The organism is Thiomicrorhabdus hydrogeniphila (genome assembly GCF_054656895.1).
In genome coordinates, this window is record NZ_BAAHXL010000001.1 from 1790329 (window position 1) to 1810232 (window position 19904).

The 19904-nt window shown below is 36.8% G+C and carries 19 protein-coding genes; 9 read left to right on the top strand and 10 right to left on the bottom strand.

Translation table 11 applies throughout. The features are described 5' to 3' along the window. Window positions 1-6 precede the first annotated feature (6 nt). Together cobO and ACYQ0E_RS08100 are read left to right on the top strand one after the other, a co-directional pair. The gene (gene cobO, locus ACYQ0E_RS08095) at window positions 7-618 is read left to right on the top strand and encodes a cob(I)yrinic acid a,c-diamide adenosyltransferase (protein ID WP_460187728.1); all 612 of its coding nucleotides are present in this window, start codon (window positions 7-9) and stop codon (window positions 616-618) included. Between the two features lie 54 nt (window positions 619-672). After that, complete coding sequence (locus tag ACYQ0E_RS08100; RefSeq protein ID WP_460187729.1) at window positions 673-1542, top strand: cobalamin-binding protein; 870 nt, start codon at window positions 673-675, stop codon at window positions 1540-1542. 78 nt (window positions 1543-1620) lie between these two features. Here ACYQ0E_RS08100 and ACYQ0E_RS08105 read toward each other — a convergent pair whose 3' ends face one another. From ACYQ0E_RS08105 to ACYQ0E_RS08125, 5 genes are all read right to left on the bottom strand, one after another. After that, window positions 1621-1824 (bottom strand): G protein-coupled receptor family protein, encoded by a 204-nt coding sequence (locus ACYQ0E_RS08105; RefSeq protein ID WP_460187730.1) that lies wholly within the window; start codon window positions 1822-1824, stop codon window positions 1621-1623. Window positions 1825-1836: 12 nt separating this feature from the next. Continuing rightward, complete coding sequence (gene kdsB, locus ACYQ0E_RS08110) at window positions 1837-2598, bottom strand: 3-deoxy-manno-octulosonate cytidylyltransferase (protein WP_460187731.1); 762 nt, start codon at window positions 2596-2598, stop codon at window positions 1837-1839. Window positions 2599-2668: 70 nt separating this feature from the next. Next, the gene (locus ACYQ0E_RS08115) at window positions 2669-2869 is read right to left on the bottom strand and encodes a Trm112 family protein (RefSeq protein WP_460187732.1); all 201 of its coding nucleotides are present in this window, start codon (window positions 2867-2869) and stop codon (window positions 2669-2671) included. Between the two features lie 64 nt (window positions 2870-2933). After that, the gene (lpxK, locus tag ACYQ0E_RS08120) at window positions 2934-3995 is read right to left on the bottom strand and encodes a tetraacyldisaccharide 4'-kinase (protein ID WP_460187733.1); all 1062 of its coding nucleotides are present in this window, start codon (window positions 3993-3995) and stop codon (window positions 2934-2936) included. Beyond that, entirely contained in the window at window positions 3992-6781 is a 2790-nt protein-coding gene (locus ACYQ0E_RS08125; protein ID WP_460187734.1) for a DNA internalization-related competence protein ComEC/Rec2, read from the bottom strand. Before ACYQ0E_RS08125 ends, lpxK begins: the two co-directional genes overlap by 4 nt. Between ACYQ0E_RS08125 and ACYQ0E_RS08130 the strand changes: the two genes are divergently transcribed. Then, the gene (locus ACYQ0E_RS08130) at window positions 6765-7292 is read left to right on the top strand and encodes a DUF2062 domain-containing protein (RefSeq protein ID WP_460187735.1); all 528 of its coding nucleotides are present in this window, start codon (window positions 6765-6767) and stop codon (window positions 7290-7292) included. The two genes, ACYQ0E_RS08125 and ACYQ0E_RS08130, sit on opposite strands and share 17 nt — an antisense overlap. 255 nt (window positions 7293-7547) lie before the next feature. Further along, window positions 7548-7997, top strand: coding sequence for a CZB domain-containing protein (locus ACYQ0E_RS08135; protein ID WP_460187736.1), 450 nt, complete (start codon window positions 7548-7550; stop codon window positions 7995-7997). Window positions 7998-8097: 100 nt separating this feature from the next. Here ACYQ0E_RS08135 and ACYQ0E_RS08140 read toward each other — a convergent pair whose 3' ends face one another. Together ACYQ0E_RS08140 and ACYQ0E_RS08145 are read right to left on the bottom strand one after the other, a co-directional pair. Next, window positions 8098-10485 carry a Lon protease family protein gene (locus ACYQ0E_RS08140; RefSeq protein ID WP_460187737.1) on the bottom strand — a complete coding sequence of 796 codons (2388 nt, stop codon included), beginning with the start codon at window positions 10483-10485 and terminating at the stop codon, window positions 8098-8100. Between the two features lie 261 nt (window positions 10486-10746). Beyond that, window positions 10747-11967: an ammonium transporter gene (locus ACYQ0E_RS08145; RefSeq protein ID WP_460187738.1), complete on the bottom strand. Its 1221-nt coding sequence runs from the start codon at window positions 11965-11967 to the stop codon at window positions 10747-10749. 213 nt (window positions 11968-12180) lie between these two features. Between ACYQ0E_RS08145 and ACYQ0E_RS08150 the strand changes: the two genes are divergently transcribed. From ACYQ0E_RS08150 to ACYQ0E_RS08165, 4 genes are all read left to right on the top strand, one after another. Then, window positions 12181-13191, top strand: a complete 1011-nt coding sequence (locus tag ACYQ0E_RS08150) for a 1-aminocyclopropane-1-carboxylate deaminase/D-cysteine desulfhydrase (RefSeq protein WP_460187739.1) — start codon at window positions 12181-12183, stop codon at window positions 13189-13191. A gap of 243 nt (window positions 13192-13434) precedes the next feature. After that, the gene (locus ACYQ0E_RS08155) at window positions 13435-14559 is read left to right on the top strand and encodes an NAD(P)/FAD-dependent oxidoreductase (protein ID WP_460187740.1); all 1125 of its coding nucleotides are present in this window, start codon (window positions 13435-13437) and stop codon (window positions 14557-14559) included. Between the two features lie 142 nt (window positions 14560-14701). Next, the gene (locus ACYQ0E_RS08160) at window positions 14702-15088 is read left to right on the top strand and encodes a DUF6858 family protein (protein WP_460187741.1); all 387 of its coding nucleotides are present in this window, start codon (window positions 14702-14704) and stop codon (window positions 15086-15088) included. Between the two features lie 304 nt (window positions 15089-15392). After that, window positions 15393-15875 (top strand): hypothetical protein, encoded by a 483-nt coding sequence (locus tag ACYQ0E_RS08165; protein WP_460187742.1) that lies wholly within the window; start codon window positions 15393-15395, stop codon window positions 15873-15875. Between the two features lie 203 nt (window positions 15876-16078). On the opposite strand, the gene ACYQ0E_RS08170 is transcribed toward ACYQ0E_RS08165, so the two are convergent. Both ACYQ0E_RS08170 and ACYQ0E_RS08175 read right to left on the bottom strand, forming a co-directional pair. Next, entirely contained in the window at window positions 16079-17236 is a 1158-nt protein-coding gene (locus tag ACYQ0E_RS08170; protein ID WP_460187743.1) for an iron-containing alcohol dehydrogenase, read from the bottom strand. Window positions 17237-17262: 26 nt separating this feature from the next. Further along, on the bottom strand, window positions 17263-17952 hold the full coding sequence (locus ACYQ0E_RS08175) for a type 1 glutamine amidotransferase domain-containing protein (protein WP_460187744.1): 690 nt from the start codon (window positions 17950-17952) through the stop codon (window positions 17263-17265). A 154-nt stretch (window positions 17953-18106) separates the two neighbouring features. Between ACYQ0E_RS08175 and ACYQ0E_RS08180 the strand changes: the two genes are divergently transcribed. Further along, the gene (locus ACYQ0E_RS08180; protein ID WP_460187745.1) at window positions 18107-19000 is read left to right on the top strand and encodes a LysR family transcriptional regulator; all 894 of its coding nucleotides are present in this window, start codon (window positions 18107-18109) and stop codon (window positions 18998-19000) included. A gap of 142 nt (window positions 19001-19142) precedes the next feature. Here ACYQ0E_RS08180 and ACYQ0E_RS08185 read toward each other — a convergent pair whose 3' ends face one another. Beyond that, window positions 19143-19466, bottom strand: coding sequence for a hypothetical protein (locus ACYQ0E_RS08185; RefSeq protein WP_460187746.1), 324 nt, complete (start codon window positions 19464-19466; stop codon window positions 19143-19145). Window positions 19467-19904 lie beyond the last annotated feature (438 nt).

A 19904-nucleotide genomic window follows, 5' to 3' on the forward strand; every position in this document is an offset into this window, starting at 1 on the left:
ACAAATATGAGTGAACAAATTACGAAACAAGACCAATACCACAAAATACGAATGGAACGCAAAAAGGCGCAAATAGATGCTTCTATTGCCCGTGCTTCTGATGAAAAAGGGATTTTGCTTGTTATTACTGGCAACGGTAAAGGCAAGTCTACCTCTGGTTTTGGCATGGTCGCACGTGCTTTAGGTCACGGCATGAAAGTGGGCGTTTGTCAGTTTATAAAAAGCCGTACTGACACAGGTGAAGAAGCTTTTTTTAACCAACAACCTAATTGTGAATGGCATGTTTTAGGGGACGGTTTTACCTGGGACACACAAGATAAAAAACAAGATATTATTACCTCAGAAAAAGGCTGGCAAGTAGCAACTAAAATGCTGACTGATCCAAGTTATGATTTAGTGGTTTTAGATGAATTAACCTATCTGTTAAGTTATAACTATCTAGACAAAAACATCGTATTGGATACCATTCAAAATCGTCCCGATATGCAGCACGTAGTTGTAACAGGTCGTTCAGCAATTGCAGAATTACGAGATTTAGCCGATACCGTTTCTGAAATTAAAGATGAAAAACACGCCTATACCAGTGGCATAAAAGCACAAAAAGGTGTTGATTTATAATGGAAATCTTGTTCTATCTCAGCCCAATGCACCGCTATTAAGGTTAAATAGACTATGCTTAATCAGAGCCGTTCTTTTAAAGTACGTTTAGCTAGCTTATTATTAATAGGTTTGTTTTTGTTTTTTCAAAATTACCAGGCCTGGTCAGCCGATTCTATTGCTAAACATCGTATTATTTCATTGTCTCCTCATCTTACGGAGTTGGTGTATTCAGCGGGCGCTGGGCAACACTTAGTGGGCGTGAGTGATTATTCTGACTTTCCCTTGCAAGCCAAAAACCTTCCGTCTGTAGGAAATTCTAACGCGATTAACATTGAAGCGATATTAGCCCTAAAACCCGATTTAATCATCGCATGGCAATCCTCTAGCCGCCCACAAGACATTGCCAAATTAAAGGCATTTGGCTTAAATGTTTGGCTAACCAAAATAAACACCTTAGAAGATATTCCTAAACTTATTACTAAAATCGGTGAGCAAGCTGGCACAACTTATTTAGCTAACCAAAAAGCAAAAGAGCTAAATCTAATACTGAATCAATTAAGCTTACATTACAGCCATAAACAGCAAATTACGGCCTTTTATGAAGTTTGGCAAAACCCCTTAATGACGATTAATGGCAAACAGTTTATTAGTTTAGGAATGAATATTTGTGGTGCCAAAAATGCCTTTGCAGACCTGCCAACATTGGCCGCAGAAATAAATACAGAAAGTGTGATTCAACGTAACCCAACGGTACTACTTATTGGTGGGCAAAAAGCATTTCAAAATGATTGGAAACAACAATGGTTTAACTACCCATTTTTAGATGCCGTAAAAAATCAACAAATTTATTTGTTAAACAATAACTTATACCAAAGACCAACGGCACGGTTTATAGAGAATTTACCTAATTTATGTAAGCTAATTGATAAAGGAAGAAAGTGATTTTTTGAATTTTGAATTTTGAATTTTGAATTTTGAATTTTGAATTTTGAATTTTGAATTTTGAATTTTACAATAGCTTTAGGCATTATTAGCAAATATCAAAAAATAGAGCATATAACCGCCGTACATGACGACCATGACAATACTCATTAAGGTGATGGGTCTTAGGCCTTTTTGTTCCACCACTATGCCCTGCTGTTCTAATTTACGATTACGGATTTTTTGTTTAATTAACCAGTAAAAAAAGTAAATAACGGCCATTAAGGTAAGGTATTTAAGCATCGCAATTCGTCATTAGTTTGGGTTTAACAAGCTACGAACTTGCTTTAGATCTTCAGCGGTATCAACACCCACACCCGCATCGCACAATGCATCTAAAACTAAAATATTCACACCATGCCAAAGCACACGTAACTGCTCTAATTTTTCTACATGCTCTAGTTCACACTCAGGCCAAGCCACATATTGTTTTACAAAACCTGCTCGGTAAGCGTATAAACCAATGTGACGTTTATACGCCCAATTGGTTGGTAAAGTTTTTGATGATTGGGTAAAGGTATCTCGTGACCACGGCAATGGCGCACGACTAAAGTTAATAGCGTAGTTATTTACATCTCTTGACACCTTAACCGCATGAGGATCAAAAACGGTTTCAACATTGTGAATAGGCTCACACAAGGTGGCCATTTGAATATTGGGATGCGTTTCTAATCCTGCGGCTACTTGATGAATTAATTCAGCTGGCAACATAGGTTCATCGCCTTGCACATTCACAATAATGTCATTGTCCGCAATACCAGAAAGCTCAATCACCTCAGCAATACGCTCAGTGCCTGATTGGTGTTGATTACCGGTTAGGCAAACCTCTGCACCAAATGCTTCACAAGCTTGTTTTACTTGTTCAGATTCGGTCGCAATAATAATGCGTTGTGCGCCAGATTTTTTAGCTTGTTGCCAAGTCCAATAAATCATGGGTTTACCGTGAATATCCATTAAAGGTTTACCTGGTAAACGACTTGATTCAAAACGGGCTGGAATAATAATGCAAAATGACATATTGAGGTTCTACGTTGGGCGTTTTAAAAAACAATGACGAATCATTAATTTGATTGTTTAACTTTAATGGTTAACTTTTTTGTTTACGAAAAGATTCTACTTCTTGCGCACTTAACTGACGTGCTTCATCTTCTAATAAAATAGGAATTCCATCTCTTACCGGAAAAGCAAGATTGGCGGCCGTTGAAATCAACTCTTGATTTGCCTTATCAAAAATCAGTTTGGTTTTACTGACTGGGCAAACTAAAATTTCTAATAATTTAGGATCCATTTTCTACTCTTAGATTATTTATGGGTGATTATTTCACTGCTGTATACAAACAAGTAAATGCCAATTATGAAACTGAGTTGCGTACTTTATCAACCACCGCTTCAACCATTGCACCATCACATTCTGATTGCACTTGTAAATACCACCAGTGTTTTTGTGTTTTAGCAAATTGGGTACATTTTACCGCATCTTTTTCCGTCATAATTAATGGTTTTTGTTCAATTGCATTATTGGGCTTATTTAAAGAGGCGTTTACTATATTTTGTATGTCTTCTTTTTGGTAAGAAAAGTGATCTTTAAACGCTGTACTATCCACCTTTAAACCCATTGATGTTAAGGTGGTAAAAAATCGCTGCGGGTTACCAATACCGGCAATTGCATAAACGTTTAAATTAGAATATTTTTTTAAAAAGTCATGCACACTCAGTTCAGTATTTGGCTCTCCTACCAATCTAAAAGTATGAGGTTTTAATTGCATACGTGATGGATTTTTCTGAACCAGGCTTAATGTGGGAATGGCATCATGTAAATCGAGTCCATTCCACACAGTAAAATCGACTTTTTGTATTCTATCTAACGGCTCACGCAATGGGCCTGACGGCATACAAAAGCCATTACCAAATCGGCGTTGCGCGTCAATTAACACAATTTCAATATCTCTTGCCATGGCGTAATGCTGTAAACCATCGTCACTAATGATCACATCGCATTGCGTTTTGCTTGCTAACAGTTCAATTGCCTCAATACGTTTAGGCGATACCGCAACGGGACAACCCGTTTGCTTAGCAAGCATTAAAGGTTCATCGCCACACTCAGCGGCTTGGCTTTGGTCTGTAACCAAATGCGGCCAGTTTTGTTGCTTTGCGCCATAACCACGACTAATAATACCGACCTTAAGATTACGCTGTTGCAACTGTTTGGCCAACCAAATAATAAACGGTGTTTTGCCCGTACCGCCCACCACAATATTACCCACAACAACAACAACGGCTTGAGTCGGTTTATTAGTGCTGCTAGACTCAAACTTTTTAAGACGGCGAGCCGCTTCCCAGCACACTAATTTGGCGAGTGGTAATAACGCAATACTTTGCCATTGCTTTTTTTCCCAAAATTTTGGCCAACTCACTGAAAATAAGTTCCTTGCTCAGACGGTAAACAGGAGTGATGATACCATTTACGCTGTTTTTTGCGAGCCTCATAACGTAAAACTGTAGTGCTTTTATCCATTTTAAAAGATAGCCCGCCAGAGCAAGCGGTGTTCCACCAAGAAATTGACGTTAAACCCCGCCAATTTTCTACCCGTTTAACCACCTCTTTTGCAGGAAATTGATACCGATTTAAGTAGCCCGATGAAAATACCATTTTACTGGGGTGTACGGCATCTAACCAAGCTTGTGAGGTAGACGTTTTACTACCATGATGCCCTGCCACTAATAAGTTAGCGCGCAATATAAAGGTTTGTTTTGGATATTTTTTTATTAAAAATGCTTCACCTTTTTTACTTAAATCGCCGGTAATTAACCAGGCCTGGTGTTGATTACTCACTTTTAAGACACAAGATAAATCATTGTCTGTTTTTAAAGCGGACTTTGCTTTTTTAAAGGGCGATAAAACTTCAAAGGTGATACCATCAAACTGCCATTTTTGCCCTGCATAACATTGAGTAAATTTAGGTTGTTTGCTTAAATTTACTTTTGATAAAGCTGATGTTTCTTTTATTGGTTTTGTTGTAAATAAATTCAGCTTGTGGCTCAAACGTTGATTCACCTCTTTTGGCTGACCACTCACCGCTTGAACGATCTTAAAGGCTTGATACACACTCGGCGTACCGCCTGCATGGTCAATATCACTGTGACTCACCATGAGTAAATCTATTTTTGACCAACCCTGCGCTTTTAAATACGGTATTAATGCCACCTTAGCGGCATCGGTATGCAATCCCCACGTTGCTCCTGTGTCATACACAACCACATGGTTAGCGGTTTCAATAACAATTGCCTGCCCTTGCCCTACATCCAGCACCGTTAACCAGGCCTGGTAATTTTGATTTTTGTGATTTGAAGTCAATTCCATTAGCGGGCGTGGTGGAGAATATGGATACAAAGCCACAAGTAAAAAATAACCAATCATCAACAATAAGAAATAAAAACGGCTATAAAGGATTTTGGTTTGAATTGTCGTTTGATAATATTTAAAGAATAAAATAAACAACCATAAAAAACCACTCACAATTATTAACCATAAAACAGAGTGCTGACTGGTGACAAGATGAAATGTATCGTTATAGCTTGTTAAGTTTGATAGCTTGGCAATTTCTGCTAAATAATCCCAAAGTTGTTGCCAAAACCAATCCATTATTTCACGTAAATTATTTGCCAATTCAGTAGAAAACAGACTGCTTGCCACCACAAGCATTAAACCAGGCAAACCAATTATGGTAACAAACGGTACGGCAATAAGATTTGCCAATAAACCATACAGCGGCACTTGATAAAAACTAAACAAAATAAATGGCGCTAAACCCGCCGTTAGCATTATTTGCATAGCAACGAGTTTTTGCCAATTTGGTCGGTCGTGATACAGTTTTAAGGCGATAAAAATAAACGACACTGCCAAAAAAGAGAGCCAAAAACCCGTACTTAATACAGAACGAGAATCCCAAACAACAACTGCTAAAGCGGCCATGGCTAATGCGCTCCACGGTTGAAATTGACGCCTGATTAATAAAAAAGCCAAAACCGTTGCCACCATAATCCAAGCTCTTTGCGTTGGAATACTTGCACCAGAAATAAACAGGTACAATGTGGCAAAAACCAAACCACCAACAGCACCAAAGGTTGGCAGAGTCACGTTTTGATAGCGGTACAGTACACTTTTCCAAACTAGGCGAAAGAACAAATAACCCAATAAAGCCACAATACTCATGTGTAAGCCAGAAATAGCCATTAAGTGAATCGTGCCCGTTTGCTGGAAAAGCGCCCATTGTTGAGTGTCTATTAACGATTTATCGCCAACCAAAAGGCCTGAATAAATACCTTTAAATGAGCTTTCTTTAAAGAGATTATTCACATACAAAACCGTATTAGCACGCCATACTCGCCAATTAAACATAGAAGCCTCTTTGAGTTTAATTGCCGTTAAATTGGGTATTTTCTCTGCATGACTTTGGTTTGATTTATGTTTAACCACCAAACCAGACACGGTCGCTTTTGCTAAAATATGATTTTGAAACAGCCAGGCCTCATAATCTCGTCCAGCTAAATTCATTGAGGCATGGTTAGATTTTAATTTGGCATACAGTTGCCAAGTTTGACCGACTTGTGGACGAGCAGATTGTTTAACTAAACGGGCATATTCAGCATGATCTAAATACCAAGAAACTTTAATTTTGGGTGGATTAAAATACCAGGCCTGGCATGCCCTATCTTGTGAACATAGGGAAATTTGAAATTGTTTAGTATTAAAAAGTGAACTTTGCGTACGTTTGAGCTGTATTTTGGCTAAAGAAGCTTCAAATGAAATTTTAGTAAAATGATCACTCTGATTTACTTCTGGAAGCGTTAACACCTTAATATCTAAAACATTTTTATGGTTAACACTCTCTTCAGGGATTTTTGGGCTAAAAAAAGCCTGCCAGAAAACTAAATTCATCCCTATAATGACACTCAAGAGTAAATAAAAAAGCCTATTTTTTGCAGACGGCAGTAATAGGCTTTGAATATTATTTTGTGTACGTTTTATAAAATAGACATAATGCGTTTTGTGTAAGGCAATAAACAACAGCATCCAAGTCATTAAAACAAACAATGCCCACCCCACCCATAAAGATGGAAATTGTGGCACTTGGTAACATAAAATAACGGTTACCAACAAACCTAAAACAAACTGAATAAACATGCCAAAGAAATTCATTAAACGCTACCTGCCAACCCCTGATAAAGTAAAAAACATGAAAGGTTTAGGTTTTTTAGGAACATGGTTACACAATCCTAATATTTGGCATCTCAATAGACATTCAGTCTCTAAAGCATTTTTTATTGGTCTATTTTGGATGGCAATTCCCATTCCCTCTCAAATGGTTGTTGCGGCTTTTAGCGCCATATTATTTAGAGCTAACTTACCGTTAAGTGTTGCTTTAGTTTGGATAAGTAATCCGCTTACTATGCCGCCTATTTTTTACTTTAATTACTTAGTTGGTTCATTTATTTTGGGTGATGAAGCACAAGAAAGCCTGCATTTTGAACTGAGCTGGCACTGGATTGTTAATGTCCTTGGTGAACTTTGGTTACCACTTTACTTAGGCAGTGTGGTCGTTGGTTTAGTATTAGGGTTTACTTCCTATTTTGTTATTAAACTTCTATGGCGCCACCATGTTAATAAAAGCTGGTTAGCGAGAAAAGCGAACCTTAAAATAAAAAAATAAGTAAAAAAATACATTTAGTGTATTTTATACTTATTTTTTAATAATATCTTATTTAAAAATTCAAGCATATATACAGGGTTCTCTCTACCCGAATTTTATCCAATTTAATACAATTCAATTCAATCCAAAATTTTCTTGCTTAAAAAGCGAATCGTAACCACGAATCTCATTCGTTTTTTGTTAAAAATTATTTGATTAAAAAACGAAACCACTAACAATAACGACCTCGCTTTACACTTAATAAATGAGTAAAAAATGACCAGAAAAGAGATTATTGCGCAATTAAGAGCGGCTAAAACAGCGCATATTCAATGGCGTGCTTATGCTCAAGCTTTAGTTGCAGGTTTTTCTATTGACCAAAACTTAGTACCCGTTATTCATACCGACTGTAAATTTGGACAATGGTACTATGGACAAGGCCAAAGCCTTAGTAACTTAAAACATTTTGCTGAAATCGATAAACCACATGTATTGTTACATCAAGAATACATGAATATTTATAAACTGATTTTTACAAAAACTAAACCAAGCTTATTGGATAGCATATTTAACTCTCAAGAAAAACGCCATTTAAAAAATGTAAAACAAGCCGAAGAATTAATGAAAAACTTAACGGTTATTTCTGAAGAATTATTGGCCTCAATAAATAGCTTAGAACAAGAAGTTATGGCAATGACAGATAGTCAAATTAATGAACTTTATTAATGCCTAAATGATCCAAACAGAACCCCAAATATAAAAAAACCGTTTAACAAACTCAGTTCATTAAACGGTTTTAAAATAGCCTTAGCAATTAAATATTCACTTAGGTTTTCTCGTTCATAACCTCTAGCGCTTTAACCACTCTTGCATTAACGCTATTTTTAGTAAACTGCCCTTTTTTATTTAATTTACCTGCTTTTATGCCGGTAAATAAAGTAATCGCGTCATCTATATGATTCATTGTATATACATGAAAATCACCTCTTTCTACCGCATTTCTGACTTCAAGATTAAGCATTAAATGGCTTGCATTTGAATGCGGAATAATCACACCTTGTGTACCAGTTAAACCACGAGCATGACAAATCTTATAAAAACCTTCAATTTTTTCATTAACACCGCCAATTGGTTGAATTTCACCAAATTGGTTAATAGACCCAGTCACTGCGATATCTTGACGCATAGGTAATTGGGCAAGCGATGAAATTAATGCCAAAAGTTCTGCCGATGAGGCCGAATCGCCTTCCACACCATTGTAAGATTGCTCCATAACAATAGAACCACTAAAACCTAGTGCACGCTGTTTCATATAACGGCCACGTAAATAACCAGAAAGAATCAACATACCTTTAGAATGTATTGGCCCTGCCATTTCAACTTCACGTTCAATATCAACCACACCTTCATCGCCTGCTGACGCTTGTGCGGTAATTCTAACGGGCTGACCAAATGATTGCTTACCTACCGTAAGTACCGTTAAGCCATTTACCATACCAATATGCTCGCCTTCAGTCAGAATTAATACCTGCTGTTCGGTAATCGCACGATGGTAATATTCTTCCATTAATCCAGTATGAAACTCACGCTGTAAAATGGTGTCCTCAATGGTTTGACGACTGACGGATTCCTCACCCTTTGCACGAGCAAACGCATTGGCTTCTGCCAAAACATCACGCAGAATGGCTTTATTACTATAAAGACGGCTCTCATCTTCTGCCATTCTTGATGCATGTTCAATTAAACGTTCATAAGCTGATTTTTCTACTGGTAAGTCATCCCAATCCATAATTTCAGATGCGAGCTGTTTGGCTAATGTCAATTCATGCTCTGGTGTTCTTGCTAGCTCAACTTCAAATTCAACTTGCACTTTAAACAAACGACTAAATTGTGCATCAATTTCTTGTAAAGCATAAAAGTGTGCCGCCTGGCCTACTAAAATTAAGGTTAAGTTCAGAGGAAAATCAGGTAAATGGTAAGGGGCGACACTGCTTGAAGATGGCACTTCAAAACTGAGTTTTTTACTCATTAAGGCCGCTTTTAAACTTGACCAAATCTCTGGATCTTTTAATAAAGATTGGATATTTAAAATTAAATAACCGCCATTCGCTTTTTGCAATAAGCCCGCTTGATGACTCATGGCTAAGCTTACCGTATCGGTTGCTGTGGCTGCTGCTGAATTAATGGTGTAGCCAAATAGCTTTGGCATAGAGGCATTTTGTTCATAAATTATAGGCGCGTGTTTTAAATCACGATGATCTACCAGTAAATTTACTTCAAAAACAGACAAGCCTTGTTGTTCTGACAAGAGTTCATCCATACTTGACTGATTGCTTGAGGTAACTTGATCAGCATTCTGATCCCAAAAAAGGTGCAGTTTAGAAACCACACTATTTTGTAAAGAGTCTAGGTAAGCCACAATATCAGGCGTTTTAGCAAATTCCATTTTAAGTGTTTGAATTAACGGCTCTAAATGTTCATTTGTTACTTTAGTATTTAAACGTTTACCCGCATCCATATATTCGTGTTGTAAAAATGGAAAATGCGTTAAGCCTTTATTTAAAGCTTCTTCAACCTTATCAAACGCTTCTATAAAATGTTTTTGCGTTGCTTCATCAAAGTTTTTAAGTTCGGCCGCTCTATAAGCTTTGTCGTCGATAATGGCTGATAAAACAAAGTTATTTTCAGTTTGGGTAATAGAGATACTCAGCTCTTCTGCCAGTTCAAATGCCGGTTCTAAAACAGCTTCTTGTTTTTCATTAAGATCATTTTCTAACATTTGGCTACGCAGTTGGTATGCGTGTCCATCAAATAAAACGGGAAGTTGTGTTCTTAGTTGAGTAATAAAGGTTTCTACCGCTGCTTTAAACTCAATCCCTACGCCCGCTTCAAAATACAAATATTGTGTTTTATTCGCCTCACTAAAGTCAGAAACCAGCACAATATCATCCGGTATTGGCTTTTGTTGAGCCGACTGCTTTAACATCGCTTTAGTCATACCAATACGGCCAATACCTGGTTCACCCATAATAAATATATGGTTGTGATTACGCTTCATGTGCAAGCCAAAATTAAGTGACTGATATGCTCTAGGATGAAAATATTGCATGAAATCTAAAATTTCATCGTCCTTACCTTTATTAGGATCAATTTTAAAATCAAATTGGCTTAAGTCTGTGTGGCGATATAGCTGTTGAGAGGATAATTTTTCCATAGAGGTGATTCAACTTCTTCTTTTAATTGGAGGTCTTTACTCAAGCTGCGCAAAGGTCTCTATTTATGATTATTGTTAAAATAACGATTACGACAGTAGATATGACAAAGCTTAGGTAAATTATAGTCAATTTTATCGTTTATTCGTGGCGTTTATTGTATTTATCACTTTAATAAAAAAGCCCGTGATTTTATTACGGGCTTTTCATTCAACATTCATAACATGCTAAATAGGCTTTTAAGCACTATTTAAGTAAAAATTTTATGAATAATCTTCTTGTGGAGGGTTAGCACGAATTTTATGAATGGTTAAATCGGCACCTTGATATTGCTCTTCTTCAGTCATTCTTATTACAGAAACTTTATTAACCAACAAGTAAACCAAATATCCACCTGTAAAAGCAATGACAACACCTAAACCAACACCTATTAACTGCGAAGCCATAGATACACCACCTAAACCACCAAGTTTTTCAGAACCAAAAATACCAACGGCAAGGCCACCCCAAACGCCAACTAAACCATGCAGTGGCCAGACACCTAATACATCATCAATTTTTAAGGTTTTCTGAGTCCAAGTAAATGCTTTTACAAATAAAGCACCAGCAACTAATCCAATTACCAATGCGCCTAATGGGCTCACAACATCTGAGCCAGCACAAATAGCCACTAAACCTGCTAAAGGGCCATTATGAACAAAACCTGGATCTTTATCACCCACAAATGTCGCTGCTAAGATTCCCCCGACCATTGCCATTAATGAGTTCATTGCAACAAGTCCTTGAACACCTTCAATCGACTGTGCAGACATAACGTTAAAACCAAACCAACCCACGGTTAAAATCCATGCACCTAAAGCTAAAAAAGGAATACTTGATGGTGGATGAACGTGACGAATATTACCTTGTTTGTCATAACGGTTATGGCGTGCACCTAAAACCAATATTGCCGCTAATGCAATCCAACCGCCAACAGCGTGAACTACAATACTGCCGGCAAAATCATGAAATCCTGCTCCAAATGTTTTACTTAACCAATCTTGTATACCAAAGTTATCATTCCAAGAAATACCTTCAAATATAGGGTAAATAAAGGCAACAATTAAAAAGGTGGACATTAATACTGGATAAAAACGCGCTCTTTCTGCAATTCCTCCAGATACGATAGCTGGTATTGCGGCGGCAAAGGTCATTAAAAAGAAAAATTTAACCAGTTCAAAGCCCGATTTTTCTGTCATGGCTTGTGTTAATTGACCATCAACGTTAAACCCTAGAAATACACCATAAGCCACGCCATAACCTATAAAAAAATACGCTACAGTCGATACGCCTAAATCACTCATGATTTTAACCAAAGCATTCACTTGGTTTTTATGTTGCACAGTACCCACTTCTAAAAAAGCAAACCCTGCATGCATAAACAAGACCAGTATTGCACCTAATAAAATGAACAATACGTCCAAACTTGTTGTTAACTGTTCCATCTGTCTCCTCGACAAACTTTGTACACCCTAAACTCAAGGGTATATTTGAATTAAATTAAGGTAAAAATACCGATTTCATGAACCACAAAATTGGCTACTATATTTAAACGATTCAAACCATGTTATTGGATACAATAGCATTCAATTAAATCATTTCTTTTTTTATTTAAAATCGCCAAAAAAATGGCGGCTAATTGTACCAAATATACACTTATGATTGCACATAAAAAGCTTTATACCACGCCATTAACCCGTTTATATTCAACGCTGTTTGATGAATACAATATTGAAGTTTATGTAAAAAGAGATGACCTAAATCACCCTTCTATTCAGGGTAATAAATGGCACAAATTAAAACACAACTTACAACAAGCTAAAATTAATAAAGCAACAACACTCATTACTTTTGGTGGCGCTTACTCTAATCACATTGCAGCAACCGCTTATGCCGCTAAAGCTTATGGCTTTAAGAGTATTGGAATTATTCGTGGAAATGAACTAGCTGATTCACCAGAAAAGTGGAGCCCTACTTTAAAGACCGCCCAGCAGAATGGAATGGAATTTCAGTTTATAAGCCGACAAAATTATCGCCAAAAAGAGAGCGAAACCTATTTAAACGAACTGAGAAATAAGTATCCCAATAGTTATATTCTGCCCGAAGGTGGAACAAATGAACTGGCTATTTTAGGTTTTGAAGACTTAATTGCCGATTTACAGCAACAATGCCCTAATTGGACTCATCTATTTTGCCCAGTAGGCACGGGCGGTACTTTAGCGGGTTTAAGTTACTTTACAAATAAACTCGCTCAAACAAATATGCCATCTCTTGAGCAAGGAAAAGATTCAATATCACCATTGAATACAAATATCTCTAAACAAGTGATTGGAATTGCAGTACTTAAAGAAGCTGAATATCTAAATCAACAAATAACAGATTGGCTTGCTCAGTTAAATAATAAACACTCAAAAAGATCCAAACATCATCAACTCATTAATTGGAATTTACTCACTCAATATCATGATGGTGGTTATGCCAAAACATCCAAATTAGGTTTAAAAAACCAACAAGATTTTGAAAAAACTTTTGGTATTCCGCTAGACCCCGTGTACACATCAAAAATGATTTTTGCATTTTATGAGCAATTAAAAATGCAGGCTTTTCCAAAAAATTCAAAAATAATATTGTTACACACCGGTGGTTTACAAGGAAGAAATAAATTATAAATCACTTTATAAAAACAATACAACAACTTGTTTATAAAGAATAAATTAATAAATAAACTCCATTAAAAGTTACTTAAAAGACTTAAAGCAACTTATAAATACATCACCCTAGTCAGGGTATTTATTACACCTATACCATAAGTTTTTTTTGTTATGATTCATATATAAATTCTAATTAACTTTTTAAAATAAATTATAAGCCTGACTTATAATAGACAAAAATATACTAATGGATGGTTTTTTATGAACATAACAATTTTAGGCACAGGATTTGCAGCCCTTACAGCAATTAAAGAAACACGTAAAGCTTCACCTTTAGCTAACATTACAGTCATTGCCCCGCAAGAATCTTTTATGTATTTTCCAAGCTTAATTTGGATTCCTTCAGGACTTCGCAAAGGTGAAGACCTTCAGGTAGATTTACACAACTTTTTTAATCGCCAAAAAGTAGAATTTATTCAAGCAAGCGTTGAAAACATAATTAATGATGGACGCACTGTTGTCACTTCAACAGGTGAATATCATAACGATGGTTTAATTATTGCCACGGGTGGTCGTTTTATTAAAAAACTTCCTGGAATTGAACATGCTATAACCCCATGCGAAGGCATTGATGCCGCTAATAGAATTAAAGACCGTTTAAATGGCATGAGTGGTGGAACCATTGCTATTGGTTTTGGTGGTAACCCTAAAGAACCTTCAGCCATGCGTGGCGGACCAATGTTTGAATTTTTATTTGGTATAGATAACCTACTTCGTAGCCAGGGCCGTCGTGATAAATTTAAACTCGTCTTCTTTAACCCATCTCCAGAACCTGGTAAACGTCTAGGGCCAAATGTACCGGCTAACCTAGCTAAAATGATGACTAAAAGAGGGATTGAAACCCACTTAGGCCATAAAATGGTTGGTTTTGAAGCCAATAAAGTAAAAACAGAAGGTGGTGAATTTGATGCCGATTTAATTCTGTTTATGCCTGGAATGACTGGGCCAGCATGGTTACCTAATTCAGACCTACCAAAATCAGAAGGCGGCATGATTGTTGCCAATATGTACGCGCAGGTTGAAGGCTACAACAATGTATACGTAGCTGGTGATGCGGGTAGTTTCCCTGGCCCTGATTGGCAAGCAAAACAAGCACACGCTGCAGATTTACAAGCTAAAGCCGCTGCCAGAAACTTGGTTAAAACGCTTAACGGCCAAACCAATCTTGAAGAGTTTAAACATGAACTAATCTGTATTGTTGACACACTCACTCACGGTATTTTAATTAAACGTACAGAAAAAGGCCCAACCATATTACCTCCTTGTCGTTTACTGCATATTGGTAAACGTGTTTTTGAATGGATGTACCTTCGCCAGTATCGTTAAAACAAGTAACAAATACATGCTCCACCGTGTGATTAAAGTCTTTTAATCACACTTTAATTACAATAATAAAACTAACCTAAGCCCATAAATAAAATAATTTTTATTTGGTAAATGGGCTATTTTCTACATTAAGGAAAACTCCATGCAAAAAAAGATGTTTAAAGAAACGTATCCAATTTTCTCTCTAGAATTTACAAAAGAAGAATCAAAATTCGATTCAGTTCCTGCAATTTTAGATTATTTATACGAACAAATTGAAGCGAATCCAAAAGCCATCAATATTGCGCGTTTTGATCATTTTAGCCACACAAAAAGCATTAATGGTGAAATTGGCGAAGGCATTGTTGATGCACAAAACATCGTTTTTTGTTTTGGTTTTCAATTACCGTCTGCTGATCCAGTTGCTGTTCGTCCGCGTTCAATTGGTGTAACAGATATGGGTAATCATTTTGTGGTTAACTTTATGGAAGCGCCAAATGATGTAGCAAACAGCACAATGGAATCTTGGGCAAAACAACTTGTAAAATAACTTAAACGTTTACTTGTTAAATACCTAAAGGCCTCAAACAACCTCGTTGCTTGAGGCTTTTTAGTCTATAAGAGGCCTTTGCACGAGACCATAAACACATAAAAACAGCTATAATTCTCTATCTTCAAACTAAAAAATTCTATCTTGTTTTTCTTGTGCCCCTGTCTCGTGCAAAAGTCTCTATAAAAAACATAAATCAAAACTCTTAAGACTCACTCAATAAGCATTCGCTTTCAAAACACGTTGCATATCCAGTAAACTAGTATTACTCATGAACTTGCATTGAGCACTTATTGGAAATTATATGGTTACTTACAAACTAAAAAACGTATTTAAAACAATAAACAACTTACTGCTTATAGCCGTATTCATACCCTTTTTAGGCTTGTTTTCAGTTAATACTTTCGCTAATGAAACAGCTAAAACTAATAACATTGAACAACCAGAACTTAAACTCCATTCAGATTTGGTTTTAAAAGCGCTTCAAGTGGATTTTTATAATGTTCGCTGTCGTGGGATTAGCGTGGCAAAAAACTTTAATAAAGTGAATCGTCTTTATATTACAAAGTACAGTTTAACGGCCAATAACTTTATAAAAAACTACATTAATCAAGATGTACGTGCCGAAAAAGAAAACCAAGAAACAGCCTTTAAGAAAAACTTAAACGCTCTAGGCGGTTGCTCTGGGGCCAGAGAAAAAGGTTGGATAAAAGAGATTCACGATCAGTTTGGTGATCTATACAAACAAGCAGAAAAATCGACTTGGTTTCCAGAAAAAAGCGAATAAACTACAGATATATATCTGAGAAAATTACCCTACCTAAAGAACAAATCTAACAATATCTAAACCCAATTTACCAGGCCTGGTAAATTGGATTTAATAATCTACTTTAATTAAAATAGAATAAATTAATTTTAAACTTAACCAATATTATCATAAAGTTACAACCTTAACCTCACTCCAACTCTATTCTGTATTTGATAAAAGACTTAAAGAGCCTTCTCATAAATAGTTCGGCTTACATCCAATGTAATATCACCATGTTCGCCCAGCTGAGTCATACCATGTTGTTCAAGCTTTTCTAGCAGGCCGTCAATATCTTTTTTGGTGACATCCACTTCAGATAATCGCGTTGGTACATTCATACGTTTAAAAAACGCTTCGGTCAACTCAATGGCTTTATCAATTTTAAGCTCATCATTGCCTTCAGTTAAATGCCAAACACGTTCTGCAAATTGCACTAATTTATCATGCTTTTCTTTACGTTTTACTTTCATTACAGCAGGTAAAATAATCGATAAGGTTCTTGCATGATCAATACCAAAACGACCTGTTAATTCATGACCAATCATATGGGTCGACCAATCTTGGGGAACACCCGAACCAATCAATCCATTAAGTGCCATTGTGGCTGACCACATAATATTTGCACGTATCTCCAAGTCATCCTTAGTAGCGGGTTCTAAAGCTTTAGGGCCTTCTTCAATTAAGGTTTGTAATAAGCCTTCTGCAAAACGGTCTTGCACCTTACCATTCACGCTATAAGTCAGATATTGTTCGATGGTATGAACAAACGCATCCACCACACCATTACTGATTTGACGATCTGATAATGACAAAGTCACTTTAGGATCTAATACCGCAAATTGTGGGCAAACTAAAGGACTAGAAAACGGTAATTTATTACCATCACGGGTAACAACTGAATTACCATTACTTTCAGAACCCGTAGCAGGTAAGGTTAATACCGCACCAATAGGTAAAGCCTGTTTTACAGGAACTTGTTTTGCAAGAATATCCCAAGGATCTTCGCCTTCGTACAGTGCTGCGGCGGCAATAAATTTAGCGCCATCAATAACCGATCCTCCGCCAACAGCCAGTAAATAATCAATACCTTCTTGTTTAATAATGGCTTGAGCCTTCATCAGCGTATCATATTTAGGATTAGGCTCTATACCTGAGAACTCGAACCAAGTATGCTCGGATAATGCATTAACGACTTGATCGTAAACACCATTACTTTTAATTGAGCCACCGCCATAAATCATTAAAACTTTTGCATTAGACGGAATTTCACTGGCAATCAACTTAATTTGATCTTCACCAAAATGAATTTTTGTTGGGTTATGGAAACTAAAATTTAACATTTAAAATACCTCATAAAAAATTGAAATTAAGCGTTTAATTGGCTTAATAGTTTTTGTGCAACTAATTCTGAACTTTGTGGATTTTGCCCGGTAATAAACAGGCCATCTTGAACGGCAAAAGCATGCCAATCATCTACTTTTTGGTAATCGCCACCGCGTTTAATCAATTCATCTTCCAATAAAAAAGGCACGATATCGGTTAATTCCACGGCGGCTTCTTCGCCGTTAGTAAAACCAGAAATGGCTTTGCCTTTAATGGCATATTCACCAGATTTATTCTTCACATTTAATAAAGCCGCAGGTGCGTGACATACCGCAGCAACAGGCTTATTTGCTACCAAAAATGCCTCGATTAATTGAATAGAATCGCTATTGTCTGTTAAATCCCATAAAGGACCATGCCCACCGGGATAGAAAATAGCATCAAAATCTTCAACATTCGCTTCTTTTAAAACAAGTGTATTAGCCACCACGTTTTGCGTATCTCTGTCTGCGTTATAACGAACCGTTGCGGGAGTTTGAAACCCCTCTAATTCACTCTTAGGATCAATTGGCGGTTGACCACCTGCGGGTGAAGCCAATACAACCTCTAAACCAGCATCTTTAAACGCATAATATGGCGTTGCGAACTCTTCTATCCAAAAACCGGTCTTTTCACCGGTATTACCTAAATCAGCATGCGACGTTAACACCATTAATATTTTTTTAGACTTCATTTGAGACCTCATTGGTTTTAATTTTTCGTTTGATTTCAACTTGTAGAGAATTCTAACCAACTAAACCTAGTCTAACAATGCAGACAAAATAGACTACTTTGTATCAATAATTGATACAATAATTCCATTCTCCATTAAACAGTGAAACCAACTTATGGATCTGCCATTTGAACAATTGAAAAGCATGATGGTATTTGCTCAGGTGATTGAGCAAGGAACCTTAAGCGGTGCTGCCAAGCACCTGGGGTTATCTCGTGCCGTTGTCAGCTACCATATAAAAAAGTTGGAAGCACACTTAGAGATAAAATTACTCAATCGTTCAACCAGAACAATCTCACTCACTGAAGCTGGTCGAGCCTACTATGAACATTGTCGCGTCATTGCAGAACAAGCTAATGCGGCCAATCAAAAAATTGAAAACTTCAAGCATGACCCTAATGGCTTGCTAAAAATCACTTGCCCAGTCAATGTAGGTCTACAACTTATTGTGCCCGCCCTCAATGAATTTAGAGCGCTCTACCCAAAAGTTGAACTCGATGTCATGTTTACCGATGAAGTCGTCGACATAATGAAAGAAGGCATTGATTTAGCCATTCGTGGCGCATCACTACCCAACTCCGGACTGCAAGCCACAAAACTCTCAACACTAAAAACCTGCCTTTGTGGTGCACCGAGCTATTTTGAAAAATTTGGCATCCCCCAAAAACCTACTGACCTCCATAAACATCAGTGGGTATTATATAAATTGACCTCAGACAACCTAGAACTCACAAAAGGCACTCGTTCTTATTCAATTGAAAGAAAAGGCACCATTAAAACCAATAATGCCGCGGCAAGAACAGCCTTTGTAGAAGGCGGGCACGGTTTAGCCCAAATTCCAATTTATGATGCACAACCCAAAATTCAACGTGGCACTTTAAGATCCGTGTTAGAAGATTACACCCTTAAAGACATTAACGTCTATGGCGTCTTTCCCCCTGGTAATGCAGAGTCTAAAAAATTACGGTTACTAATAGATTATTTAAAGGGATATTTTTTAAAGCTGTAATCCAAAAAAATGGCAAATAGACAGAAAACACGAATAGACGACTAATATCTAAACCAATTTACCAGGCCTGGTAAATTGGTTTTTTGAATTAAAGAATTTTAAGTGTTATAGCTTTAAGAGTAGCTTAATTTTTTCAGAGAAATTAATGAATAGACTTAGTTACATAACAAGGAATATCTAGCATTTCCGTGCATTTCGATTTTATTCGGCTAGTCCAGTATTCTGAACTCTCATCGACAACTGATTTATGTGTAAGGCTAGAATTAGAGATAGAACTGGGACTAGATTTAACATTAAGTTCAGTTATATGTTCAGTTATAAATTCACCTTGTAATTCATCATCAAGCCCAGGTTTAAAAATCTCGGCTTTATAAAGCAATGATAATACATCCTCGGAGAACTTTACCTCTTCACCATTCAAAACCTTCTCAAAAATTTGATTTAGCGTTAATTCATCCTGTTGCATATTTTTACCCTCATACTTAATGTATATAAATTAAATAAACCCTTTTACCAGGCCTGGTAAATTGTATTTTTGACTATCATTATTCCTAACTATAACTAATTACGTTTACATATCGATGGGGTCATATATGGACACGCCCTAGATTTCAAGCAATAAAATTCCATTAATGCATTTTTCAGCATTTTAAATTCACTAGTTACCTTTTTGCGCAGCTTCGCCGGCTAGGGTTAAAAGCGAGTTAAGCGGTCGTATATTCGGCTCTTAAGTGTCGGGCTTAAGGCACCCGGCTAGCCATCATGTTATCCGCACCTTGGCTCCTCATCAGACTCACGAGACCTATGTCTCAGACCCCAAATTCAGGCCTTGCCAAGGTGGGATTAACCCGTTTTACCATGAGCTTTGCTTTTCAAGGTAAGTTGTTAAAGTGAAGTAGTCTAG